The sequence below is a fragment of the Arthrobacter sp. cf158 genome (genome assembly GCF_900106835.1).
Classification (GTDB): Bacteria; Actinomycetota; Actinomycetes; order Actinomycetales; family Micrococcaceae; genus Arthrobacter.
On the sequence record NZ_FNNR01000015.1, the window covers coordinates 74,287 to 97,757 of the forward strand.

22 protein-coding genes are annotated in these 23,471 nt (G+C 63.4%); 7 read left to right on the plus strand and 15 right to left on the minus strand.

Going from position 1 to position 23,471, the window contains the following annotated elements; all coding sequences use genetic code 11:
* Positions 1-2: 2 nt before the first annotated feature.
* The 5 genes from BLW08_RS22380 to BLW08_RS22400 all read right to left on the minus strand — a co-directional run bounded on the left by BLW08_RS22380 (position 3) and on the right by BLW08_RS22400 (position 5,458).
* Entirely contained in the window at positions 3-1,214 is a 1,212-nt protein-coding gene (locus BLW08_RS22380) for a pseudouridine synthase (RefSeq protein WP_090825551.1), read from the minus strand.
* 152 nt (positions 1,215-1,366) lie between these two features.
* Positions 1,367-2,023: an SMC-Scp complex subunit ScpB gene (locus BLW08_RS22385; protein ID WP_090825549.1), complete on the minus strand. Its 657-nt coding sequence runs from the start codon at positions 2,021-2,023 to the stop codon at positions 1,367-1,369.
* Positions 2,016-2,951: a segregation and condensation protein A gene (locus BLW08_RS22390; protein ID WP_091328310.1), complete on the minus strand. Its 936-nt coding sequence runs from the start codon at positions 2,949-2,951 to the stop codon at positions 2,016-2,018. Before BLW08_RS22390 ends, BLW08_RS22385 begins: the two co-directional genes overlap by 8 nt.
* Before the next feature lie 6 nt (positions 2,952-2,957).
* Complete coding sequence (locus BLW08_RS22395) at positions 2,958-3,857, minus strand: ParA family protein (protein ID WP_091328312.1); 900 nt, start codon at positions 3,855-3,857, stop codon at positions 2,958-2,960.
* Between the two features lie 254 nt (positions 3,858-4,111).
* On the minus strand, positions 4,112-5,458 hold the full coding sequence (locus tag BLW08_RS22400; RefSeq protein WP_090825540.1) for a cation:dicarboxylate symporter family transporter: 1,347 nt from the start codon (positions 5,456-5,458) through the stop codon (positions 4,112-4,114).
* 137 nt (positions 5,459-5,595) lie between these two features.
* Here BLW08_RS22400 and BLW08_RS22405 point away from each other — a divergent pair, with 137 nt between their 5' ends.
* The 6 genes from BLW08_RS22405 to BLW08_RS22430 all read left to right on the plus strand — a co-directional run bounded on the left by BLW08_RS22405 (position 5,596) and on the right by BLW08_RS22430 (position 12,336).
* On the plus strand, positions 5,596-7,242 hold the full coding sequence (locus BLW08_RS22405; protein ID WP_091328337.1) for a sensor histidine kinase: 1,647 nt from the start codon (positions 5,596-5,598) through the stop codon (positions 7,240-7,242).
* The gene (locus BLW08_RS22410) at positions 7,239-7,952 is read left to right on the plus strand and encodes a response regulator (RefSeq protein WP_090825537.1); all 714 of its coding nucleotides are present in this window, start codon (positions 7,239-7,241) and stop codon (positions 7,950-7,952) included. Before BLW08_RS22405 ends, BLW08_RS22410 begins: the two co-directional genes overlap by 4 nt.
* A 75-nt stretch (positions 7,953-8,027) precedes the next feature.
* Positions 8,028-8,669: a GntR family transcriptional regulator gene (locus tag BLW08_RS22415; RefSeq protein WP_091328314.1), complete on the plus strand. Its 642-nt coding sequence runs from the start codon at positions 8,028-8,030 to the stop codon at positions 8,667-8,669.
* A gap of 23 nt (positions 8,670-8,692) precedes the next feature.
* A complete protein-coding gene (locus BLW08_RS22420; protein WP_091328316.1) occupies positions 8,693-10,213 on the plus strand; it encodes an MmgE/PrpD family protein in 1,521 nt (506 codons plus the stop codon).
* Positions 10,214-11,119 carry a methylisocitrate lyase gene (gene prpB, locus BLW08_RS22425; RefSeq protein ID WP_091328318.1) on the plus strand — a complete coding sequence of 302 codons (906 nt, stop codon included), beginning with the start codon at positions 10,214-10,216 and terminating at the stop codon, positions 11,117-11,119. It abuts the gene before it with no gap.
* 77 nt (positions 11,120-11,196) lie between these two features.
* A complete protein-coding gene (locus tag BLW08_RS22430; protein ID WP_091328319.1) occupies positions 11,197-12,336 on the plus strand; it encodes a bifunctional 2-methylcitrate synthase/citrate synthase in 1,140 nt (379 codons plus the stop codon).
* A 73-nt stretch (positions 12,337-12,409) separates the two neighbouring features.
* Here the strand turns inward: BLW08_RS22430 and BLW08_RS22435 are convergent, their stop codons facing one another.
* Positions 12,410-12,907, minus strand: coding sequence for an 8-oxo-dGTP diphosphatase (locus BLW08_RS22435; RefSeq protein ID WP_091328321.1), 498 nt, complete (start codon positions 12,905-12,907; stop codon positions 12,410-12,412).
* Between the two features lie 57 nt (positions 12,908-12,964).
* Here BLW08_RS22435 and BLW08_RS22440 point away from each other — a divergent pair, with 57 nt between their 5' ends.
* The gene (locus tag BLW08_RS22440; protein WP_090825724.1) at positions 12,965-13,723 is read left to right on the plus strand and encodes a hypothetical protein; all 759 of its coding nucleotides are present in this window, start codon (positions 12,965-12,967) and stop codon (positions 13,721-13,723) included.
* 27 nt (positions 13,724-13,750) lie between these two features.
* On the opposite strand, the gene xerD is transcribed toward BLW08_RS22440, so the two are convergent.
* The 9 genes from xerD to BLW08_RS24045 all read right to left on the minus strand — a co-directional run.
* Entirely contained in the window at positions 13,751-14,710 is a 960-nt protein-coding gene (xerD, locus tag BLW08_RS22445; RefSeq protein ID WP_091328322.1) for a site-specific tyrosine recombinase XerD, read from the minus strand.
* A 2-nt stretch (positions 14,711-14,712) separates the two neighbouring features.
* Positions 14,713-15,375 carry an NUDIX domain-containing protein gene (locus tag BLW08_RS22450; protein ID WP_090825519.1) on the minus strand — a complete coding sequence of 221 codons (663 nt, stop codon included), beginning with the start codon at positions 15,373-15,375 and terminating at the stop codon, positions 14,713-14,715.
* 27 nt (positions 15,376-15,402) lie between these two features.
* Positions 15,403-17,148 (minus strand): CTP synthase, encoded by a 1,746-nt coding sequence (locus BLW08_RS22455; protein WP_091328324.1) that lies wholly within the window; start codon positions 17,146-17,148, stop codon positions 15,403-15,405.
* A gap of 146 nt (positions 17,149-17,294) precedes the next feature.
* Complete coding sequence (gene recN, locus BLW08_RS22460) at positions 17,295-19,034, minus strand: DNA repair protein RecN (RefSeq protein WP_090825515.1); 1,740 nt, start codon at positions 19,032-19,034, stop codon at positions 17,295-17,297.
* A gap of 3 nt (positions 19,035-19,037) precedes the next feature.
* Positions 19,038-20,087, minus strand: a complete 1,050-nt coding sequence (locus BLW08_RS22465; RefSeq protein ID WP_091328326.1) for an NAD kinase — start codon at positions 20,085-20,087, stop codon at positions 19,038-19,040.
* Between the two features lie 13 nt (positions 20,088-20,100).
* Positions 20,101-20,913 (minus strand): TlyA family RNA methyltransferase, encoded by an 813-nt coding sequence (locus tag BLW08_RS22470; RefSeq protein WP_090825511.1) that lies wholly within the window; start codon positions 20,911-20,913, stop codon positions 20,101-20,103.
* A gap of 3 nt (positions 20,914-20,916) precedes the next feature.
* A complete protein-coding gene (locus tag BLW08_RS22475) occupies positions 20,917-21,189 on the minus strand; it encodes a hypothetical protein (RefSeq protein ID WP_091328328.1) in 273 nt (90 codons plus the stop codon).
* 9 nt (positions 21,190-21,198) lie between these two features.
* Positions 21,199-22,185 (minus strand): HAD-IIA family hydrolase, encoded by a 987-nt coding sequence (locus BLW08_RS22480; protein WP_091328329.1) that lies wholly within the window; start codon positions 22,183-22,185, stop codon positions 21,199-21,201.
* Positions 22,178-23,471 (minus strand): tetratricopeptide repeat protein (locus tag BLW08_RS24045; protein ID WP_217639269.1); only part of this gene is annotated, 1,294 nt, incomplete at its 5' end. The genes BLW08_RS24045 and BLW08_RS22480, both read right to left, overlap by 8 nt.

The following is a 23,471-nucleotide window of genomic DNA, read 5'->3' on the forward strand; positions in this document are numbered from 1 at the left end:
CCCTAGAGCCCTACAGATGCCAGGAGGTGTCCGACTTCCTGCCTGCCGAGGTTGCGGATGCTGCCCTGTCGCTGGTCGCCCAAGCCGATGGGGCCTACCTTGACACGGACCAGCCGCTCCACCGGGAAGCCGACGGCGTCGAACATGCGGCGCACAATACGGTTCTTGCCGGAGTGAAGGACAACCTCGATCAGGACGTGGCCGGGGGTCGAGTCAACCAAGCGGAAGGAGTCCACTGCAGCAACACCGTCTTCAAGCTCGACGCCGTTCTTCAGCTTCGCGCCGACGCCTTGCGGGAAGGGGCCACGGACCTGGACCAAGTACGTCTTTGGCACCTCATAAGAAGGGTGCGTCAGGCGGTTGGCGAGTTCGCCGTCGTTCGTCAGCAGCAGCAGTCCCTCGGTGGCGACATCCAAGCGGCCAACGTGGAACAGGCGTTCGCCCTTGTTCTTGTTGTTCTTGAGGAAGTCGCTGATGCAGGGACGTCCTTCAGGGTCTTCCATAGTGGAAACGACGCCCTTGGGCTTGTTGAAGACCATGTAGACGAGTGTTTCGTCGAGCTGGATCCGGATTCCGTCCACGTGGATTACGGCAGACGTGGGGTCCACGCGCATTCCGAGCTCGGTGGTGACAACGCCATCGACCTCTACGCGGCCCTCGAGGATCATTTCCTCACACACGCGGCGGGAAGCCACGCCTGCCTGGGCCATGACCTTCTGCAGGCGCACGCCGTCAGCGTCGTGGAGGTCCGACTGCGGCACTTCCTGGCGCGGACCGCGGTTGCGGGTCGGCTTGCGAATGGGGCCAAGGTTTTGGCCGAAGCGTTCGCTGCCGAACGCCTTGGAACCGTACTGTCTGGCGGGCTTCGCCTTTGGCTTCAAAGCTCCGGGAGTACCGGGAGCCTTCCCAAAGCCGGGCTTGTTGGAGCCTGGCTTACGGAACGGCTTGGCCGGCTTTGCCGCCTGGCCGCGATCGTAGTCGCCAGCTGTTGTGGGGTTGTCGGGATCGAAGGGGGCCGCTTCCCGAGGCTTGGATGCCTTGAACGGGCGGCCCTCGCCCTGGTTAAAGTTGCGCTTTCCTGCGCCGGCACTGCCGCCGCGGCCCGAGAAGCCGCCGGCGTTGGAGCGGCCTGTGCCGCCCTTGGCCTCATTGCGTCCAGAACTGTTGCGTCCCGAACTGTTACGTGGTGAACTCTGGCGTCCCGCCTGTGTCATGACCCGTCCTTGTGTAGTAATGGCCGGCATTTGGTGTTGGAATCAACACTAGCCAGCCGGGCAGACATCGTCTGCCCCTTGTTGCCGTGGCACCTCGTTGCGGTGCCGCATATCCGTATTAAGTTCTGGTGCTGTGCCGGTGAAGCCTGGGGCTACATCCGGCTGGCGTCGTAGTACTCGTCAATCCCTTCCAGACCTGGAAGGTGCGGCGAGAGCTGGGGCAGTTCCGCCACCGAGCCGATGCCCATCCGTTCCAGGAAATAGGAGGTTGTCCGGTACAGGACCGCCCCCGATTCAGGATCGTTTCCGGAGTCCTCAATCAAACCCCTTTGGGTCAGAGTCCGGACCACGGAATCAACGTTTACGCCGCGAATGGCGGAAACCCGGGCCCTGGAGACCGGCTGCCGGTAAGCAATGACTGCCAGTGTTTCAAGCGCCGCCTGAGTAAGCCTGGTGGTCTGCCCTTCGAGAACGAACCTGCCCACGATGTCGGCAAAGTCCGACCGTGAATAAATCCGCCACCCGCCGGCAACGTTCCGCAATTCAAAACCCCGGGGTTCGGTGCTGGCAACGGCAAAGCCGACAGCATCCACGTCCGGGGCTTTAACAGTATAGCCGCTATACTCCCGCTGCAGGTCATCCAACAAATCCTCGACGACGGCGACCGTCACGTTGAGACCCGCGGCCAGCTCTTCTGAGGTAGCGGGCTGGTCAATGACCATGAGTACCGCCTCAAGCGCTGCGCGTGCGCCTCCGGGCAGCGCTTCGAGTTCCGCCAGGCCATCCGCTGCCGTTTCCTGTTCACTCACTGACGTTTTCCCCGCTTCCGGTTCCGTGCGATTCGGCGCCTGCTTCATATTCCTCGCTCAGGCTGGAACTATCCCACCCAGCGTCCTCGCCCGTCCAACGAACCGTGAGTAGCGCCAGTGGTTCGGGCTGCTCGAAAGCAACAACACGGTCGCGGAACATCTCCAGCAACGCCAGGAAGCGTGCCACTACCACCAGGGTGGTCTCGGCATCTGCGATCAAGGTTTGGAACGACAGCGGCGCACCGAGCTTCAAGCGGTAGCCCATGATCTCGGCCTGTTCCTTGACGCTGACCGGCGGCGCGTGGAGATGGTCCAAGCCGACTTCCGCGGGTGCCGTGTCCTTGGGTTTGAGTGCTTTGGCCGCAAGCTCCGCAAATTGCCCGGGAGTGTGCCGCCAGACGAGTTCGGGAAGCAGCGCCGCGAAATGCTCCTCCAGCGCAACCTGCCGGGGGTACCGGCGCGCTTCCTGCTCCAGGGTTTCGCCCATGATGCCGGCCACCTGCTTAAAAGCCTTGTATTGCAGGAGCCGCGCGAAGAGCAGGTCCCTGGCCTCCAGGAGGGCAATGTCCTCGGCGTCCTCCACCTCACCTGCAGGAAGGAGGCGGGCAGCCTTAAGATCCAGTAGGGTCGCAGCGATCACCAGGAATTCGCTGGCTTCATCCAACGCCCAGTCCTCCCCCAATTTCTGGAGGCCCCGGATGTACTTGATGAACTCGTCGGTGACCGTGGCAAGGGCTACCTCCGTGATGTCCAGCTTGTGCTTGGAAATGAGGCCGAGCAGGAGATCGAAAGGGCCTGTGAAGTTTGCCAGGCGAACTTCGAAGCCGGCCTTACGGCTTTCGGAGGTACCGGCGTCGGGCGTTACCGCTGGTCCGGCCGCGTCCGCCGGTGCGGGCGTCTCCGCCGTCGGGGCAAGTGACGGTGCCACCGTCCGCTACGGCGCGCCGCCGCGCGAGATCAGTTCCTTGGCAAGGCGGCGGTAGGCGTCGGCACCAATGTGGTTGCCGGCGTAGCTGGTAATCGGCTCGGCGGCGACTGTGGCGTCAGCGAACTTGATGGAACGCTTGATAACGGTCTCGAACACTTTGTCGCCGAAGGCCTCCACCAGGCGCGAAATGACTTCGCGGCTGTGCAGGGTGCGGGCATCGTACATAGTGGCCAGGACACCGTCCACCTGCAGGCGCGGATTGAGGCGGTCCTGCACTTTCTCGATGGTTTCCACCAGGAGTGCGACGGCACGGAGTGCAAAGAACTCGCAGATCAACGGGATGATGACGCCATGGGCAGCGGTGAGGGCATTGACTGTCAGGAGGCCCAAGGACGGCTGGCAGTCGATCAGGACGACGTCGTAGTCGTCTTCGACGCTCTTCAGCGCGCGGTCCAGGACCTGTTCACGTGCTACCTCGTTGACGAGCTGCACTTCGGCAGCAGAGAGGTCAATGTTGGCGGGAAGGAGGTCCACGCCGTCCACACCGGTCTGCTGAATGGCGTCGCGGATGTCCACCTTGCGATCCATCAGGACGTTGTAAACCGTGAGGTCGAGCTCGTGCGGGTTGGCGCCCAGGCCAGCGGACAGCGCACCCTGGGGATCAAAGTCCACCAACAGGACACGCCGGCCGTATTCAGCCAGCGCAGCCGCGAGGTTAATGGTGGACGTGGTCTTACCCACCCCGCCCTTTTGATTGACCATGGCAATGACCCTGGCCGGACCATGGGAGGCAAGAGGAGCGGGTTCCGGGAATTCGCGGTGAGGACGGCCCGTGGGCCCCATGATGGCGTCTTCCAGATCGAGCTCGGTGCCTTCCAGCGTTGCTGAACCCCGTTCGATGCTCACGTATCTAACCACTCTTTCGACGACGATCTTCCCTGCCACTGAGCCCCTGGCTACAGCGCTGCTACCCACCTAGGCTACAGCGCCCGACACGGTTATTCGGGGAACTTGACATTGCTCCGCAGTTGAGCCTTGACCCTCTAGTTGAGGTCGAAGGTTGATCACTTGTTCCTGTTCCGGTGCGCGAAATGTCGATGGACGGCACCCCCGCGGGGTGCCGTCCATCGACTCATCCGTTCTGCGAGCGCCTGTCCTTGCTAGACAGCTGCCTTCTCGCGGGTGTCGGCCTCAGGAGCAGCCTCTTCTTCGCCACCGTGGGCGATCATGGTCTGCTCATCGAAGGGCTCGCTGCCTGAGAGGACTCGCTCCACCTGGCCATTGTCGATTTCCTTGACCCAAGTACCGATCAGCACAGTTGCCACGGCGTTGCCGGTGAAGTTCGTCAGAGCACGGGCCTCGGACATGAAGCGATCGATTCCGACGATCATGCCCACGCCGCCCAGGAGCTCCGGCTTGTGTGCCTGGAGACCCGCGGCCAGGGTTGCGAGCCCGGCACCAGTGACGCCTGCAGCACCCTTGGAAGCAATGATCATGAAGACCAGGAGGGAGATCTGGGCGCCGAGGTCCAGCGGGGTGCCCATGGCGTTGGCGACGAACAAGGAGGCCATGGTCAGGTAGATTGCCGTGCCATCAAGGTTGAAGGAGTAACCCGTGGGGACCGTTACACCGACCACCGGCTTGGAGACACCCAGGTGCTCCATCTTGGCGATCAGTCGGGGCAATGCAGCCTCGGAGGACGAGGTGGAGAAGATCAAAAGGTACTCGCGGGCCAGATACTTCATGAGCTTGAAGATGTTGACGCCGGCCACTGCGCGGAGCAGCGTTCCGAGGATGACCACAATGAACAATGCGCAGGTGATGTAGAAGGCCACCATGAGGGTGAACATGCTGAGGATCGCCTGGGCGCCGGTTGCACCAACGACGGCGGCGATGGCGCCGAACGCGCCCACCGGGGCCAGCCACATGATCATGATGAGGATGCGGAAAACGAGTCGCTGCCCGTGTCCGATGGCTCCGAGGATCGGGGCTCCCTGCTTACCCATCTTCTGCAGGGCGAAACCGACCAGAATCGCGGCAAGAAGAGTGGGAAGGACTGGAATGTCACCGGGAATGATGCCCAGGAGGAAGTCCACTGTGCTGTTCGTGTCAGCCTTCTTGGTGGGATCGTACGGGGTCAGCTTGAGGCCTTCACCCGGGTGGATGAGGTTGCCCACTACGAGGCCGATCGCCAGCGCGAAAGTTGACATGGCCACGAAGTAGCCCAGGGCGAGCCCGCCCACTTTGCCAACAGTGGCAGCCTTCGCGATGGACCCGATACCCAGGACGATGGTGCAGAAGATAACCGGAGCAATCATCATCTTGATGAGCTTGATGAAGCCGTCACCGAGAGGCTTGAGGGACTTTCCAACTTCCGGGAACACCAGGCCGACGACCGCGCCGAGCACGACGGCCAGGATGACCGCGATGTACAGGTAGTGCGACTTGTCGAGCCCCTTGCGTCCAGCTTTGGCAGCAACTGCCGACTCTCCTCGTTGAGAGGTCATGGGATTCTCCTTTGGATACTGTGTAAGGCGCTGCGGTCCTGCACTGATGTCCAATCCGCTGCCCTTGTGTGATATCCATCATTGAGCCGCTGGTGACACACATCACCATTGCGGTCATATTGGTCATGGAGGCCCACGTGTTTCACAGCTGGAGCATCGCCCGCCGTTTGTTTGTGGCGAATCTGTTGTTCGTCCTGGTGCTGACCGCCGTCTTCGGGACGTTTTCCGTGGTGGAAGCCAGGGACCGGGCCTACGACGAGGCGGGCGGCCGGATGCTCGCGATTGCCACCTCGTTGGCAGACAGCCCCTTGGTCCTGGAAGCGGCTACAGCAGCGGACCCTTCGGCGGTCCTTCAGCCCTATGCGCTGGAGGTGATGGACGACGCCGACGCCGATTTCATCACCATCATGGCCCCCGACCGGACCCGCTGGACGCACCCCCGGGCCGAAGAGCTGGGCAAGCCCTACATCGGAACCATCGAGCCAGCCTTGCGGGGTGAAACCTTCACCGAGGTCACGGCAGGCACTCTGGGCCCTTCGGTGCGCACCATTGCACCCGTGATGGATGCCGGCGGAGGCGTCAAGGCCCTGGTAGCTGCCGGCGTGACGGTGCGCACTGTGGACACGGACGTCGCCGAGAGGCTGGGGGTGATTGGCGTCATCGCCTTGGTGGTGTTGTTCTTTGGCTCCGTTGCCTCATGGCTTCTGGGCCGATACCTTCGATCGGTCACGCGCGGATGGGGTCCTGAGCAGCTGGCGCAGTTGTTCGCGTACTACGAGTCCGTCCTTCACTCGGTCCGCGAAGGCGTGATCCTGATCGACACCCATGGCAAGGCTGTGATGTACAACGACCAAGCCGCAGAGCTGTTGGGGCTGGCTCCCTCCGACGCCGACCGGTCACCTGACGCAGCACCGAAACTGGCCGAGCTCCCCTTTGATGGAAGCCTGCGAGCGCTGTTCGAGTCCGGTCGTCCCGCCCACGATGAAATCCACCTGACGGGTTCAAGGATTTTGGTGGTCAACCAGGCCCCCGCCGTGGGTCCGGTGCCTGAACGCAGCCGGCAGAAACCTGCCATCTACGGCACGGTGGCCACCCTCAGGGACTGCACGGAAATTGAATCGCTGGGCACGGAACTCCAAACAATGAAGACCCTTTCTGACGCCCTGCGCGCACAGACCCATGAACACGCCAACCGACTGCATATGATCGTCTCCTTGCTGGAGCTGGGTCGAACTCCGCAGGCCCTGGATTTTGCTACCAAGGACCTTGAGTTGAGCCAGCAACTGACCGATGACATGGTGGCTTCGGTGGACGAACCGGTGATGAGTGCCTTGGTGATGGGCAAGGCCGCGGAGGCCCACGAGCGTGGAGTGGAACTGGAGGTCCGGACGTCGGGCAGTGCCGGAGTCCGCGGCCTGGAGATCCAGGACCTGGTGACCATTCTGGGGAACCTGCTGGACAACGCGATAGATGCCGCCGCTGCCGGCGACTTCCCGCGGAAGGTGGAGTTGGACGTGGATGCCGGGGCCGCCGCCGTCGAATTCACCGTGCGTGACTCTGGCATGGGCATAAATCCGGATTCCATCGACGATGTCCTGCAGTACGGATTCAGTACCAAATCCTCCGAGGGAGATCCGCGTGGCAGCCATGGCAGGGGTGTCGGGCTCGCATTGGTGCGCCAGGCCGTGGACCGGCTCAACGGTACGATGACCATCAGCAATCCCGGCGGAGCACAGTTCAATGTTGTGCTGCCTGCGCCGGCTCCCGAGGAAGAGAAGGCATGACAGAGATCCGCGTCCTGGTAGTGGAGGACGAACCGATAGCCTCTGACGCCCACTCCATCTACATTGGCCGTTTGGACGGCTTCACTTTGGTTGGGACGGCGCCGGACGGGCAGTCTGCCCTGCGCATACTCGGCGAATTTGCAGCATCGGGTTCGCCCGTGGACCTGGTCCTGTTGGACATGAACCTGCCGGATCTGCACGGCCTGGACGTCGCCCGCCGGATGCGTTCGGCCGGCGTTTTTGCCGACATCATCGCCATTACCGCCGTGCGGGAGTTAAACATTGTCCGCAGTGCCGTGTCCATCGGCGTGGTGCAGTACCTCATCAAGCCGTTTACCTACGCAACTTTCGCGGACAAACTCAGCAGCTACCGGACCTTCCGTGAGCAATTGGCGGGCTCGATGTCCGGGATTTCCAAAGCGGGGGCATCGCAAAGCGACGTGGACCAGGCGTTTGCGAGCCTTCGCGCTCCTACGGAATTACCGCTGCCCAAGGGCTTGTCCGGATCCACTCTTGAATCTGTGAAGGACCTGGTGCGGGCTGGGCACCAACCGGTGTCCGCCAGTGAAGTGATGGATGCACTGGGCATGTCCCGTGTCACGGCCCGCCGCTATCTGGAGTACTTGGCCGACGCCGGCACGGTCACCCGGGCACCTCGGTACGGTACCCCCGGGCGCCCCGAGAATGAGTACGGCTGGAATCACGCCTGAGCGATCATGTATACACAGAGGGGAAATTTAGTGGCCCTGATGACTATTTGAGAGTCCTGTGTATACACTGAGGGCATGCGCGCCAGTGACAGGGCTTATGCCTCCCTTCGTGAAGACATCATTGAATGGCGCCTTCGCCCGGGCACAGTCCTCGCCGAAGTGGAACAGTCCGAACGCCTTGGCGTGTCCCGCACGCCCGTCCGGGAGGCGCTGGGCCGGCTCACTGCAGAAGGATTGACGACGGCGGCAGGCGGCCGCGGCGTCGTCGTCACCGATATCTCGCTGGACACCATCGACGAGCTGTTCGAACTGCGCGAAACCCTGGAGGTTCGGGCTGCCGCCTTGGCCGCTGAGCGCGGTGAGCCCGGCGTCTTCGGCAAGTTGCACGCCCAACTGCTGCGGGCCCCTGAACTGCTTAGCGACAGCGATCCCGCGCGGCACGAGTACTACGCCTTGGTGGGCCGCCTGGATGAGGCAATCGATGCCGCGATTTCCAATTCGTACCTGGCCAACGCCATGCGGAGCCTGCGCGTCCATTTGGTCCGCGTCCGGCGTCTCGCAGCCGACGACGCTGCCCGCCTCCACGCGGCCGCTGCCGAGCACGCGGCCATCGCCGAAGCCATCGCCGCCGGCAACCCGCGCCTGGCGGAAGCCGCCACCACTGTCCACCTGCATCGCAGCCTCACCCACGTCAAAGCCACCCACACGGCACGGTAGAACGTCCCACCAGAAGGAGCACCATGGTCAAGAACAACCACGTCCGCGTCTACAAGAGCGAAGAGAACCTGCCCCGTGAGGAGCAGTTGGCGCACAAGATCGCCGTGGTCGCCGCGGACCCCGTCGAGGTGACACCGGAGGTCACTGACATGGTGATTAACCGAATTATCGACAACGCCTCGGTGGCTATCGCCTCGTTGAACCGGGCACCGATCGTCGCGGCCCGCGCGCAGGCCCTGACCCATTCCCCGTCTGCCAACGGCAAGGGCGCCCACGTTTTCGGCATCAGCGAGCAGGTCTCCCCCGAGTGGGCCGCCTGGGCCAACGGTGTGGCCGTGCGGGAACTCGATTACCACGACACCTTCCTGGCCGCGGATTACTCCCACCCTGGAGATAACATCCCGCCGATCCTGGCCGTCGCCCAGCACGTGGGCTCCAACGGCGCCGACCTTGTCCGTGCCATCGCCACCGGCTACGAGATCCAGGTGAACCTGGTCAAGGCCATCTGCCTGCACAAGCACAAGATTGACCATGTGGCCCACCTCGGCCCCTCCGCCGCCGCAGGCATCGGGACATTGTTGGGACTGGATGTTGAGACGATCTTCCAGTCCGTGGGCCAGGCCTTGCACACCACCACCGCTACCCGGCAGTCCCGCAAGGGCGAGATCTCCACCTGGAAGGCGCACGCTCCGGCGTTCGCGGGCAAGATGGCCGTCGAGGCGGTGGACCGCTCCATGCGCGGACAGACCTCCCCCGTGCCGATCTATGAAGGCGAAGACGGCGTGATCGCCTGGATGCTGGACGGCCCGGACGCCTCCTATGAGGTTCCGTTGCCGCTGCCAGGGGAGGCCAAGCGCGCCATCCTGGACACCTACACCAAGGAACACTCCGCCGAATACCAGGCCCAGGCGTGGATCGACCTCGCCCGCAAGCTCAACCGCGAACATCCCGAAACCACCGATCCGGCCAACGTGGAATCCGTGCTGATCAAAACCAGCCACCACACCCACTACGTGATCGGTTCCGGCGCGAACGATCCCCAGAAGTACTCTCCCACCGCGTCCCGCGAAACCCTGGACCACTCCATCCCGTACATCTTCACCGTCGCCCTGCAGGACGGCGCCTGGCACCACGTGGACTCCTACGCCCCCGAACGCGCCGCCCGCCCGGACACCGTGGAACTCTGGCACAAGGTCACCACCGTCGAAGACCCGGAATGGACCCGCCGCTACCACTCCCTGGACATCGCGGAGAAGGCCTTCGGCGGTTCCGTGGAAATCACCCTCACGGATGGGTCTGTTGTCACGGACGAGATCGCCGTGGCCGACGCCCACCCGCTCGGCGCCCGGCCCTTCGCCCGCGAGCAGTACATCAACAAGTTCCGCACCCTCGCTGCCGGTCTCGTAGAGGAAGCCGAAATCGAAAGGTTCCTCGCCGCCGTCGAACGCGTCACCGAACTCGGCGAAGGCGAACTGGACCAACTGAACATCACCGCAGCACCCGGCGTGATCGACCTCAACAACGCACCCAAGGGACTGTTCTAAATGCTGTACTCCAAAGTCACCCCCGAACAGAAGCGCCTCAAGCTGCGGGAGTTGCTGGCATCCGGGACCGTGCAGCAGTTCCCAGGAGCGTTCAACCCGCTCTCGGCACGGCTGATCGAGGAAAAAGGCTTCGCCGGCGTCTACATCTCCGGGGCCGTCCTGGCCAACGACCTCGGCCTGCCCGATATCGGCCTCACCACGCTCACCGAAGTAGCCACCCGCGCCGGGCAGATCGCCCGCATGACGGACCTGCCCTCCCTGGTGGACGCGGACACCGGCTTCGGTGAGCCCATGAACGTGGCCCGGACCATCCAGGAACTTGAGAACGCAGGCCTGGCCGGCTGCCACATCGAGGACCAATTCAACCCGAAGCGCTGCGGCCACCTGGACGGCAAAAACGTGGTGGACATTGACACCGCCACCAAACGCATCCGCGCCGCAGCAGATGCCCGCCGGGACCCGAACTTCCTCATCATGGCCCGCACCGACATCCGCGCCGTCGAAGGAATCCAGGCCGCGCAGGACCGCGCGAAAGCCCTGGTGGACGCGGGCGCTGATGCGATCTTCCCGGAAGCCATGGCAACGTTGGACGAATTCCAGGCCATCCGTGACGCCGTGGACGTGCCCATCCTGGCCAATATGACCGAGTTCGGAAAGAGCGACCTCTTCACTGTGGACCAGCTTCAGAGTGTTGGCGTGAACATGGTCATTTACCCGGTCACCTTGCTCCGCATTGCCATGGGCGCTGCAGAGCGTACGCTGGAATCGATCAAGGCTGCGGGGACCCAAGAGGCGCACGTTGGAGACATGCTCACCCGTGCGCGCCTCTATGAACTCGTGGACTACGAGGCATACAACCAGTTCGATACCGGCGTTTTCAACTTCCAGGTTCCTGGCACTCGCTAGGTTCCGGGACTCATACAGGGGAAAGCAGGCAGTCCGGGGCTTCCGGGCCGCGTGCATCATGAACGAAGGAGGGCAGCATGGCAGCTGTTGATATCAAAAAAGGCCTTGCCGGCGTCGTAGTGGATTACACCGCCGTCTCGAAGGTCAACCCGGACACCAACTCGCTGCTGTATCGCGGGTACCCGGTCCAGGAACTGGCCGCCAAATGCAGCTTCGAAGAGGTCGCTTACCTCTTGTGGAACGGTGAACTGCCCGACGAAGCCCAGCTGGCAGAATTTACTGCCCGTGAACGCGCAGGCCGCGCACTGGACCCAGTGGTCAAGACAGTCGTGGATACCTTGCCCACCACAGCACATCCCATGGATGTCTGCCGTACGGCGGCATCCGTGCTCGGCGCCCGGCACGAGTTGGCTGAGGATTCCAGCCCCGAAGCGAACATGAAAAAGGCAATCGACCTCTGGGCAGCCATGCCCGCCGTGGTGGCCTACGACCAGCGCCGCCGCCGCGGCCAGGAACCCGTGGAACCCCGCGAGGACCTGGACTACTCGGCGAACTTCCTGTGGATGACCTTCGGAGAAGACCCCGTGGATGAGGTGGTGGAAGCGTTCAACGTCTCCATGATTCTCTACGCGGAGCACTCCTTCAACGCCTCCACCTTTACCGCCCGCGTGGTCACGTCCACCCTTTCGGACCTCCACTCAGCGGTCACTGCGGCGATCGGCGCTCTTAAGGGCCCCCTGCACGGTGGAGCCAATGAGGCCGTTATGCACACCTTTGACGAGATTGGCATCCGCAGCGAAGAATCCCTGGAGGAAGCCGCCACCCGCGCCCGCGCATGGATGGAAGACGCCCTCGCCCAAAAGAAGAAAGTCATGGGCTTCGGACACCGCGTCTACAAGCACGGCGACTCCCGCGTGCCCACCATGAAAGCCGCGCTGGACAAGATGATCGCCCACTACGGACGCCCCGAACTGCTGGGGCTCTACAACGGCTTGGAACAGGCCATGGATGAGGCCAAAGCCATCAAGCCCAACCTCGACTACCCGGCCGGCCCGACGTACCACCTCATGGGCTTCGACACGCAGACGTTCACCCCGCTGTTCGTCGCCAGCCGCATCACCGGTTGGACCGCCCACATCATGGAACAGGTGGCCTCCAACTCGCTGATCCGTCCGTTGAGCGAATACAACGGTCCGGAAGAGCGCCACGTGCCTTAGGCCTCTGGAATTAAAGCAGCAGGAACGACGGCGGGACGGTCACCGAAAGGCGACCGTCCCGCCGTCGTTTGTCCTACTCCCCGGGGTCCGCCCACTCCACCGTATGCACGTTGGCCACATTCTCGTTGTCCGGGGCCAAGGCAACCCGGACTTTGATCCTCTGACCGGCGATCATGGCGGGCAGCCAATGTTCGGCATCGGCCCACATGCGCTCCACCGGTAGCTGCTTGACCGGGAACCACGCGGGAGCGATTTCCTCGCTTTCCGACGGTTCCCCCACCCATGAACGCGTCAGGTAGACGGTAGTGGCCATGTCCCAGTCCGGTCGTGCCGGAAAGACGAAATCGACGGTCCCTGCCGGAATCAGGTCATCCGCCCTGACCACCACGTTGATCTCCTCCTTGACCTCCCGGCACGCCGCCTCGGAGGCGGTCTCCCCCGGCTCGACGTGCCCTCCGACGCCCACCACCTTGCCCCGGCCGAAGCCGGTCTTCTTGGTTCCGAGCAGAACGTCTTCGCCGTGCGCGCCGTCGCGGAGGAGGAAGCACAAAGTCACATGGGCTGCAGTCATGCTGCCTACCTTAACCTGATCTCCCCCACTGCTGCGGCCCGTTGCTACAGTGAGCGCATGACTGAAGGTGGGGGTGACGCGCGAGCCGGGGTGGCCGCCGTTAACGACGTAGCAGATGCTGTGACAAACACCGGTGGCACGGACGACGACAAGCCTGCCACCGCCAAGCCGGACCGGGACGCCTGGCTTCCGCGCTGGCTTGTGGCTCATCCGCTCTACGCCGGCTGGGTCTGGACCGTTGTGTGGGCCAGTCTCATCGTCCTGGACGAAGTGGTGGACCTGGCCGGATGGACCTGGTACTTGCTGGTCCTGGTGGCGGCCCTCCCGACGCTCATTTCCACCTTGGTGGTGCTGCATGCCACGCCGCGGAGCCACCTGAGAGCCGTCGATGCCACCGTGCTGGGACACTTCTTTGTGCGGTTCCTGGCCTTGGTTGCTGCGTTCATGGTGTGGGCCGCGTCCGTGGTGATGAGTGCGTCAATCTCCACCACGGTCCAGTCGGTGATCGGTGATTCCGAGAAAGAAGTCACGGCGCTGGGCTTCAACCTCATGCTGGCCGCGGTTCCGCTGGTGCTTTCCATTCTGTGGATGGCATTCATCGTCCGCTGTGCATGGTTCCTGCGGCGACTGCGAGGCTGGCGGCAGGTCCCCGTGAAGACGCGCGTTCCCAAGAAGTTCCTCAAAGGGCGCCCTCGCCTCAAGCGCGTGGTGGTAGGCCTGGCCCACCCAGGCCTGTTGCTGGTGGCCGGTCTGGGGACATCCCTGTTGGCCCTGTTTGTGGACGCCGTGGAGCTGACGCTGAATGTGATCGGCTAGCCGGCCATGGGCCCGGCTTTGGCAGATTTAGCCGAGCGCCCTGGGGTGCGCTGCCGCGTAAACCTCGCGCAACGTATCCGCGGTGACCAAGGTGTAAACCTGCGTGGTGGTCACTGAGGCGTGACCCAAGAGCTCCTGCACCACCCTGACATCAGCCCCGCCTTCAAGAAGATGAGTGGCGAAGGAATGGCGCAGGGTGTGCGGCGAAACGTCCTTGGTGATGTTGGCTTTCTCCGCCGCAACTTTGAGGATGGTCCATGCGCTTTGCCTGCTGATCCGTCCGCCGCGCGCGTTAAGAAACAGGGCAGGCGTGCCTTTACCCTTGGACGCCAACAGCGGCCTGCCGCGGACAACATATGCGCCGACGGCGCGGGCGCCGTAGGAGCCGAGGGGTACCAAACGCTCCTTGGAACCCTTGCCGAACAGCCTCACGATGGCCGGATCGCCGCCGGTGTCCTCCAGGGAAACATCATCCACGTCGAGGCCCACGGCCTCGCTGATGCGGGCGCCGGTGGAGTACAGAAATTCAAGAAGCGCGCGGTCCCGGAGGCCCGTCGCGCTATCTGAGCCGGCAGCTTCAAGAATGCGCGTCACTTCGCCCACGCTGATGGCTTTGGGAAGCCGCTTGCCCGGCATGGGCGGGTGAACATCGCTGGCGGGATCCGCCGTCGTGGTTCCTTCCAGAGCCCAAAACTTGTGCAGACCCCGGACGGCAACCACCGTGCGGGCCGCTGAGCGGACACCCAGTGTTGCCGCGCCGTCGGATCCGTCGGACAGCGCCTGAACAAAGGCCGTTACATGATGCCGGGTGATGTTGCCGGGCTGCTCTACCCCTTGGGCGGCGAGGAAGTTTGAGTATCGGGCCAAATCGCGGCGGTACGCGGCCAAGGTGTTGGCGGCCAAGCCTCGCTCCACGCCCATATGCTGCAGGTAGTCAGTGATGGCCCGGTCGATGCCGTTGATCGTGCGCGTGGTGGCTTCGGGCATGCTTAGCGCTGGCTCGGGTGAGCCGGCCAGGGCGCGTTGGCAGGCCGCAGGCTGGTGAATCCGTCAGCTTTGGCAGCTGCGGCCGCCAGGATCCCCACCACGGCAGAGGGATTGTGCAAACGGCCTTCGAGCACGGCCCGCACGGCTTCTTCAAGGGGGACCCAGTGCAGCTCGATCTCTGCCTCTTCGTCGGTGCGCGTGTGGCGGTCTGCCTCCGGCACGTCGCTGAGGCCACGCGCAAGATAGATCCGGATAGCCTCGCTGGACGAACCCGGCGAGTTGAAGAAGTCCGCCAGGACGTTCCACGTGGCTGCGTTGAGGTCCGCTTCTTCGGCAAGCTCCCGGGCCGCGCCCACCACGAATTCTTCGCCTTCCACATCCAACAGGCCCGCCGGAATCTCCCAGAGATCCATCCCCACAGGGTGACGGTACTGCTTGAGCAGCAAAATCTCGCCGTCCACGTTCATGGGAAGCACCGCCACGGCGCCCGGGTGGTCGATATAGTCACGGACCAGGGTGTCAGTGTCCTCACTGAGCTGGAACGAGTCACTGACGACGTCCCAAATTCGGCCTTCGTAAACCTTGCTGGTAGACAAAAGACGGCGCGGGCTCGGCATGTCCGAAACCTGCCTCGAAGTGCTGGGGGTTTCAGAGATACCGGGCATCGCGCCGTCCTTCGTTAGTACTTGCGTTTACTTGGCAGCTACCGCGCGTGCACCGGTCTTGGTGGCCACGGGGCCGCCTTCACGACGCTCCAGGGCAGCCTTGACCAAACCTGCGAACAGCGGGTGCGGACGCGTGGGGCGGGAGCTGAGCTCCGGGTGCGCCTGCGTAGCCACGTAGAACGGGTGGACTTCACGGGGGAGCTCCACGTACTCCACCAGCTTGCCATCGGGAGAAGTACCGGAGAACACCAGGCCCTCAGCCGCGATCTGCTCGCGGTACTTGTTGTTGACCTCGTAGCGGTGACGGTGGCGTTCGCTGACCGTGGTGGTGCCATAGGTCTCGGCGATGACCGAGCCCTCGTCCAGCTTGGCTTCGTAGAGGCCCAGGCGCATGGTGCCGCCAAGGTCACCCTTGCCGTCCACGATGTCCAGCTGCTCTTCCATGGTGGCGATGACCGGGTACTTGGAATCGGGCTCGAACTCGCTCGAGGAAGCACCTTCAAGGCCAACCACGTTGCGGGCGTACTCGATCACCATGCACTGCAGGCCGAGGCACAGGCCCAGGACGGGGAGCTTGGATTCACGGGCGAACTTCAGGGCGCCAAGCTTGCCCTCAAGGCCACGGATGCCGAAGCCGCCGGGTACGCAGATGGCGTCCACGCCGGCAAGGGACTTGGTGGCGCCGGCAAGCGTTTCACATTCGTCCGAAGGAACCCAGCGGATCTTAACCTTGGCCTCATTGGCAAAACCGCCGGCACGGAGTGCTTCGGTCACCGAGAGGTACGCATCCGGGAGGTCGATGTACTTGCCCACGAGGGCGATCTCGACCTCGTGCTTGGGGTTGTGGACAGCTTCGAGGAGCTTGTCCCACTTGCTCCAGTCCACGTCCTTGAACGGCAGATCCAGTGCGCGGACGATGTACGAGTCCAGCCCTTGGGAGTGCAGCGTCTTGGGAATGTCGTAGATGCTGGGCGCGTCAGCGGCGTTGACCACGGCGTCGATATCGACATCGCACATGCGGCCGATCTTCTCGCGCATGGCCTCGGGCACTTCGCGGTCCGAACGGATCACGATTGCTTCCGGCTGGATGCCGATGGAGCGAAGGGCTGCCACCGAGTGCTGCGTGGGCTTGGTCTTCAGTTCCTGGGAAGGTCCGATGTACGGGACCAGCGAGACGTGAAGGAAGAAGACGTTGTTGCGACCCACATCCTGGCGGACCTGGCGGGCCGACTCAAGGAACGGCTGCGACTCGATGTCGCCCACGGTTCCACCGATTTCGGTGATGATGACGTCTGGAGCGTTCTTGCCCTCGGCGGGCAAGCGCATACGGCGCTTGATCTCATCGGTGATGTGCGGGATGACCTGCACAGTGTCTCCGAGGTACTCGCCGCGGCGTTCCTTGGCGATAACGGTGGAGTAGATCTGGCCGGTTGTGACGTTGGCCGAACCTTCGAGGTTTTCGTCGAGGAAGCGCTCGTAGTGTCCGATGTCGAGGTCGGTTTCGGCGCCGTCATCCGTCACGAATACTTCACCGTGCTGGAAGGGGTTCATCGTGCCCGGATCCACGTTCAGATACGGATCGAGCTTCTGCATAGTTACAGACAAACCGCGTGCCCGCAGCAGGTGGCCGAGGCTGGAAGCCGTCAGACCCTTACCGAGCGAGGACGCCACACCACCGGTGACGAAGATGTGTTTGGTCGTCTTGGACGAGCCCGGGAACCGGGAATTTACACGGGAATTTGATCGCTGCACCACGGAATTCGAGCTTATCATCAATTACGCCTTCCAAGCGTCTGTTCGGATTCCCCAAATGGTCAATGGTTGCTCACCACTGCATTCCAGGCAAGAGGCAAGCGGACTGGAGAGCGCGGATGTGACAGTCCTCGCACTTCTTCGGCGCACCGCAGCGGTTCCCGGCCTCAGGCTCGCTGGGGCAGGAGCTTCGCATCATCCAGCAACTCCTGGGCATGGGCCTGCGCAGACTCCGAGTCCTCCTGGCCGGCCAGCATGCGCGCAAGCTCCTTGACCCGCTCGTCGTCGCTGAGGAGTTGAACGTCACTGGAGGTGAATCCTGTGGTCGTCTTCCCGTCTGAGCCCCGGACGGACGTCTTGGTCACCCGGATATGCTGATCGGCGAATGCTGCCACCTGGGGCAGGTGGGTCACCACCAGCACCTGGACGTGGCGGGCCAACATGGCCAGGCGTCGTCCAATTTCGACGGCGGCACGACCGCCCACACCGGCGTCCACCTCGTCAAAGACAAAAGTTGGCACAGGGTCCACCGCAGCAAGTACCACTTCGATGGCCAGCATCACCCTGGAGAGTTCACCGCCCGAAGCCCCCTTGCCCAGCGGCCTGGCCGGAGCTCCGGAGTGGGGCCGAAGGAGGAACGCGATCTCATCGGTCCCCCAAGGGCCCAACGCACCGCTGCCGTCCACCTCGATGACCAACGTCGCATCGGCCATCGCCAGGGCCTTCAGTTCGGCGCTGACACGCGCTGACAAGTCCTTGGCCGCTTTGAGGCGTGCCTTGCTGATGCCGGCCGCCTGCTTGCGGAGCGTGGCTTCCGCAGTAGCCACTTCCGCGTCCAAAGACTCGATCCGGCTGGAGTCATCCTGCAGTTCGTCCAACCGGGTTCTGGCAGTGGCGGCCCATTCGAGGACCTCGTCAATGCTCGGCGCATATTTGCGGATCAGTTTGGCAAGGGCCGCCCGGCGTTCCTCGATTTCCGAGAGCCGTTCGGGCCCTTCGGTATCAAGGGCAGCCTGGTAACTGGACAATTCGGCCGCGATATCGTTGAGCAGGAATCCCACCTCGGCCAGCCGGCCAGCCGCGGATCGCAGTTCTTCGTCATGGTCGGCTACGTGTTCCAGTGTCCGTTTAGCCGCATCCACCATGGACGTTGCGTCTCCGGCATCCCCGAATTCCTCGGCGATGAGCGACTCATGGGCGGCCGCTGCTGCCAGCCTCAATTCCTCGACATTCGCCAGCTTCACAGCCTCGGCTTTGAGACTCTCGTCTTCGCCAGGCTGGGGATCCACCTCGTCAATTTCCTTGAGGGCAGCATCCAAAGACTCAGCTTCACGCAGGCGTTCGCGGGCCTCGCTGCGGAGCGTTTCGAGCTCGTTCTGGATGGCCTTCCAGTGGTTGTACAGCTCCTGATACTCCCCCAGCGCCTTCGCGAGGGGTGCCCCGGCAAACCTGTCCAGAGCATGCCGTTGCGCAGTCGCACTCTTGAGCCTGATCTGGTCCGACTGGCCATGGACCACCACCAGGCTCTCCCCCAGCTCGGCCAGCACCCCCACAGGTGCCGCGCGGCCGCCAACGTAAGCCCGGCTGCGTCCATCGGCACCCACGGTGCGTGCCAGCAGAAGTTCAGCCACGCCGTCGAACTCTTCTGCCTCACCGCCGGCCTCCTTGGCGCGCTCAACCGCACTGTGCGCCGGATCAAGCTTCAGCACGGCCTCAGCGGAAGCGGACTTGGCGCCACTCCTGACAGCGCCGGCATCCGACCGGGCGCCGAGAAGAAGCCCGACGGCGGTCACCACCATGGTCTTGCCCGCACCGGTTTCGCCGGTGACGACGCTAAGCCCGGGCCCTAGGGGTAGTGCGGCGTCAGTAATGACGCCAAGGTCACGGATTCGGAGTTCTTCAAGCATGGTTCACTTCGCATTCGTGGGGTGGTTAGGGTCACCGTCCCGGGGACTGTCCACATCCCGCGGACTGTCTACATCCCGCGGACTGGGCAACGGAGCCGGTGACAGGGTCCGGATCACAGGAATGGGACCCGTATGGACTTCGCCTCTCCGCGGAGCTGGACCCCGCCAGCCGTGGATGGGCAGCTCGAACTTTCGGACAAGTCGTGCGGAGAACGGCGTCTTATGGGTGCGCGCCAGCCGCACGGGGGTGGCTGAGCGCGTGACTTCCACACGTGCGCCCGGTGGCAGATCCACGGAACGCCGTCCGTCGCACCAGAGGACGCCCAGTGCGTCAGTCCGGTTCATGATTTCAACAGCCAGTTTGGACCGCGGCGACACCACCAAGGGCTTGGCAAAGAGCGCGTGGGCACTGATGGGAACAATGACCAAGGCTTCCACTTCCGGCCACACCACAGGCCCGCCCGAGGAGAAGGCGTAGGCAGTAGAGCCGGTGGGAGTCGCCATCACCACGCCATCGCAGCCGAAGGACGTCAGGGGACGCTCGTCCACTTCGGTGACCACTTCCAACATGCGTTCGCGGTTGGCTTTCTCAATGGCGGCCTCGTTCAGAGCCCACGTGTGCCAAATCTTCTGGCCCTTGATCCACACCTGCACATCGATGGTCATGCGCTCTTCCACCGTGTACTGGCGGCTGGCGATCCACTCCACTGTCTGCGCGAGGTCGGCCCGTTCGCTCTCGGCCAGGAAGCCCACATGTCCCAGGTTCACTCCCAGCAGCGGGACGTCAACCTCACGCACAAGCTCCGCCGCGCGAAGAATCGTTCCGTCGCCGCCCAGGACCATGACCAACTCCACGTCCTCCAGGCTGACGTGGTCATGGAGAATTTCAATGGGCGTATCCAACGCACCGAAGAACCGCTCTATATCCGCGAGTTCTGACTTCTGCAGCACGGGAACCAAACCTGACGAGTGCAGTTGCTCACAGGCATCCCACGCAGCGCGAAGCGATTCCTCCCGCCCAGTGTGGGCAAGGACAAGTACACGCCTGCTCATCGGGTTCTGCTTTCTAGTGGTTCGGCCAAAGTTTCTTGATCAACGCAGCAACGTGCCCGTCCCGCTCTTCGATCTTAGGCAACACCGCGGACATCCTGCGCTTCATCCACAGGAAGTATTCAACATTTCCGTCCTGACCCGGCAGCGGACTGGCTGCAAGGTCCTGGAGATCCAGGCCGGCGTCCACCGCAGCACGGGCAACCTGGGCCACCGCCCGGCGTCGTTCATTCTCCGACGACACCACGCCCGTCCGGCTCAGCCGCTCCTTGCCTACCTCGAACTGCGGCTTAACCATGAGGACCATGTCTCCGCCGGGTTCCGTGCAGTGAGCCAAGGGCGACAACACCAAAGTCAAGGAAATAAAGGACAGATCCGCTACCGTCAGTTGCGCAGGTCCGCCAACCTGCTCCGGCGTCATGTACCGGACGTTGAGGCCTTCATGGACGTCCACGCGGGGGTCATCCCGGAGGTGCGGGACCAACTGGCCGTGTCCGACGTCGACGGCTACCACCCTCGCGGCATCGCGCCGAAGCAGCACGTCAGTGAAACCACCCGTGGAGGCACCGGCGTCGAGACACCGCTTACCGGCAACCACGACGGCGGGAAAGGCCTCCAGCGCGCCAGCCAACTTATGACCGGCACGGCTGACGTAGATGTCCTCCAAGTGCGCCTCCACCGTCAAGTCCGTGTCCGCGTCCACCTGCAGCGCAGCTTTGGAAAGGACGGCACCACCGGAGCTGACCTTGCGGTCGCTGATGAGCTTGGCCGCATGGGTACGGGACCTCGCCAGCCCACGGGTGACGAGTTCCTGATCGAGTCGTGCCATGCGTTATCTGTCGCCTTCCGGGCGGGGATCGCTGGAGGAGGTTTGAGGAGCGGAAGGGAGACCGGGCTCAGCGTCCAAGGCTTCCAGCAAGGAATCATGGATGCCGGCGTACAGCTCCCCATGATCCGCCACGGGAGCTGCCGCGACGTCCTCCAAAGAGGCAAGTGCCCTGTCCACCAAGGGATCCCCGGTGGGGTTCGCGGCGTCAGGCCATTGGACCTCAGGTGGTCCGGGACTCTCGTCCTGGGGCACCAGTGAATTGTTGGGCTCGGTCATCGCACCAGTCTAGTGAGTTCGCCATTCCAGCTGCGGCGCCTGCGCCACGGCTGTGGAGGGAACAGCCGCCCACCACGCGGCACAGGCCGCGCGCCACGCATCGAGGTCGCCCTCATCGCCGGTGATGATGACCATGCCGTCCGTTGCAAATGCCGAGGCCGCACCGCAACGGTAGGTGCCGCCGTCGCTGACAATCGCAGGATAAGGAACGTAAAGGTCCTCGAGGTCCGCCAGCAGGTAATCGGGCCTTTCGTCAGTCCGCGCCGCAAGGATGGTAAAGGTGGTGTCCACCCCAGTGAGGACAGCCGCCGTCGCGAATCCTGCGCGGTTTCCACCCAGGATGTCCGTGTCCAGGCGGTCGCCAACTACCAGCGGCCGCTCGGCATCGAGCCGTTTCGCAGCGGCGTGAAAGAGGGGTGCCTCAGGCTTGCCGGCAACCAAAGGTGTCTTGCCCGTGGCGGCTGCCACGGCAGCAACCAAGGTTCCGTTGCCTGGTGCCATACCGCGGGCCTGTGGGATGGACATGTCCGTGTTGGTGGCGAACCACATGGCGCCGCCGGCCACGACGTACGATGCTTCCGCTAAGTCCTTCCAGCCGATCTCCGGGTTGAACCCCTGAACCACGGCCACCGGGGACTCCGCAGCGCTGTGCACTGGCGTGAGTCCCACCAATTCGATCTCATGGGCCAGTGCTGCGCTGCCAGTGATCAGGACATGCGCCCCCGCAGGCAGCATGGAAGCAAGGAGCTCCCCTGCTGCCTGGGAGGAACTGACCACCTGATGGTCCTCTGCCGGGGCACCAAGTTCACGCAAGTGCGCGGCGACCTGGGCCGGCGTCCTGGAAGCGTTGTTAGTGACGTAACCCAGCCCAACGCCAACGCTTTCGAGGCGCTGCAACGATTCCACGGCGCCGGGAATGGCGTGTGGTCCTGCGTACACCACGCCATCAAGATCGGAGAGGACAGCATCAAATGATGAGATCAGTGAATCAGCCATGCTGGGAGTCGTTGCCCTCGTTGTCAGCTTCTGCGGTTTCGTTGCGCTCTTCATCTTCCTCGGCAGAGTCGATATCCGACTCCGCATCATCGGACTCGAAGTAGTCCGACTCGGCGTCATCCAGTTCAACGTCATCGTGCTCAACGTCAGCGGCCGCGGCCTCAACGATCACAGTTTCAGTTTCGGCCGTTACGACGTCGGTCTCCGGGGCAGGCTTCTGGAAACGCGGCTTGCGCGCGGCTTCTTCTTCCTGCTCATCCCAGCCAAGATCAAGAATCTCAGGTTCCGCGAAGTCTCCAACGCCCAGGGCGTTCTCGGCCACAAGGGCCTGGCGGGCCCACTTGTCTGCTTCCTCGGTACGACCGACAGCGCTCAAAGCCTCCGCATACGCGCGGAAAAGACGCGGGCTGTAGGAGAAGGCCCGGTTGATGTCCAGCTGTGCGATTTCGAGCTCACTGACAGCTGCGTCCAGTTGATTGAGGTCGGCACGGGCGCCCGAGGCCACGATAGCCAGCTCAACCTTGCCCGGAGCATCAAGGTCCTGGGCTTCAGGCGAACGAACCATGTCCAGCGCACGATCCGGACGGCCAAGGCCACGCTCACAGTCGGCCATGACAGGCAGGTGCACGTTGGAACCGCTGATACGACGGTAGGTACGGAACTCGCGCAGGGCTTCGCCATAGTGACCAGCAGCGTAGGCGGTCAAACCCACAGCTTCACGGACTGCCGACAAGCGCCCGCCACGTCGGCTGGCGGCAAGCGCGTGCTGGAAAGCCAGCTCGGGCTCAATGTCGATCAAGCGGCCGGCCATGACCAGGTGCTTGGCAACCCAGCCTGCACTCTGCTCCTCGAGGGTCTTGATCTGGTGGCCCGTTGCGCGGTCGAGCTCCCTGCCGGTGACATCCTCATCGATCTCGGGTGAACGTTCGCGGTCCGGACGGTTGGCGCTCCGGATGTCCTTGGCGTTGGGAACTCGCGCCGGACGCTCTTCCCAGGAGCCGCCCCGCTCGCCACGGTCGCCAAAGGGCTTACGGTCCCGGTCACCGAAAGGCTTGCGATCGCCACGGTCACTACCGAAGGAACGACGTTCGCCGTCACGGGCGGGACGCTCACCGAACGACCGGCGCTCACCATCACGAGCGGGACGGTCACCACGGTCATTATTGAATGGACGGCGTTCGCCATCACGAGCTGGACGGTCGCCACGGTCGCCAAAGGGCTTACGGTCCCGGTCACCGAAAGGCTTGCGATCGCCACGGTCACTACCGAAGGAACGACGTTCGCCG

Coding starts and splice junctions, on each gene's coding strand:
- BLW08_RS22420 (WP_091328316.1), top strand. CDS start 8,693: ATGGTCAAGAACAACCACGTCCGCGTCTACAAGAGCGAAGAGAACCTG.
- xerD (WP_091328322.1), bottom strand. CDS start 14,710: ATGCCCGAAGCCACCACGCGCACGATCAACGGCATCGACCGGGCCATC.
- BLW08_RS22450 (WP_090825519.1), bottom strand. CDS start 15,375: ATGCCCGGTATCTCTGAAACCCCCAGCACTTCGAGGCAGGTTTCGGAC.
- BLW08_RS22435 (WP_091328321.1), bottom strand. CDS start 12,907: ATGACTGCAGCCCATGTGACTTTGTGCTTCCTCCTCCGCGACGGCGCG.
- BLW08_RS22440 (WP_090825724.1), top strand. CDS start 12,965: ATGACTGAAGGTGGGGGTGACGCGCGAGCCGGGGTGGCCGCCGTTAAC.
- BLW08_RS22470 (WP_090825511.1), bottom strand. CDS start 20,913: ATGGCACGACTCGATCAGGAACTCGTCACCCGTGGGCTGGCGAGGTCC.
- BLW08_RS22430 (WP_091328319.1), top strand. CDS start 11,197: ATGGCAGCTGTTGATATCAAAAAAGGCCTTGCCGGCGTCGTAGTGGAT.
- BLW08_RS22400 (WP_090825540.1), bottom strand. CDS start 5,458: ATGACCTCTCAACGAGGAGAGTCGGCAGTTGCTGCCAAAGCTGGACGC.
- BLW08_RS22410 (WP_090825537.1), top strand. CDS start 7,239: ATGACAGAGATCCGCGTCCTGGTAGTGGAGGACGAACCGATAGCCTCT.
- prpB (WP_091328318.1), top strand. CDS start 10,214: ATGCTGTACTCCAAAGTCACCCCCGAACAGAAGCGCCTCAAGCTGCGG.
- BLW08_RS22475 (WP_091328328.1), bottom strand. CDS start 21,189: ATGACCGAGCCCAACAATTCACTGGTGCCCCAGGACGAGAGTCCCGGA.
- BLW08_RS22480 (WP_091328329.1), bottom strand. CDS start 22,185: ATGGCTGATTCACTGATCTCATCATTTGATGCTGTCCTCTCCGATCTT.
- BLW08_RS22415 (WP_091328314.1), top strand. CDS start 8,028: ATGCGCGCCAGTGACAGGGCTTATGCCTCCCTTCGTGAAGACATCATT.
- BLW08_RS22465 (WP_091328326.1), bottom strand. CDS start 20,087: ATGAGCAGGCGTGTACTTGTCCTTGCCCACACTGGGCGGGAGGAATCG.
- BLW08_RS22380 (WP_090825551.1), bottom strand. CDS start 1,214: ATGACACAGGCGGGACGCCAGAGTTCACCACGTAACAGTTCGGGACGC.
- BLW08_RS22455 (WP_091328324.1), bottom strand. CDS start 17,148: ATGATAAGCTCGAATTCCGTGGTGCAGCGATCAAATTCCCGTGTAAAT.
- recN (WP_090825515.1), bottom strand. CDS start 19,034: ATGCTTGAAGAACTCCGAATCCGTGACCTTGGCGTCATTACTGACGCC.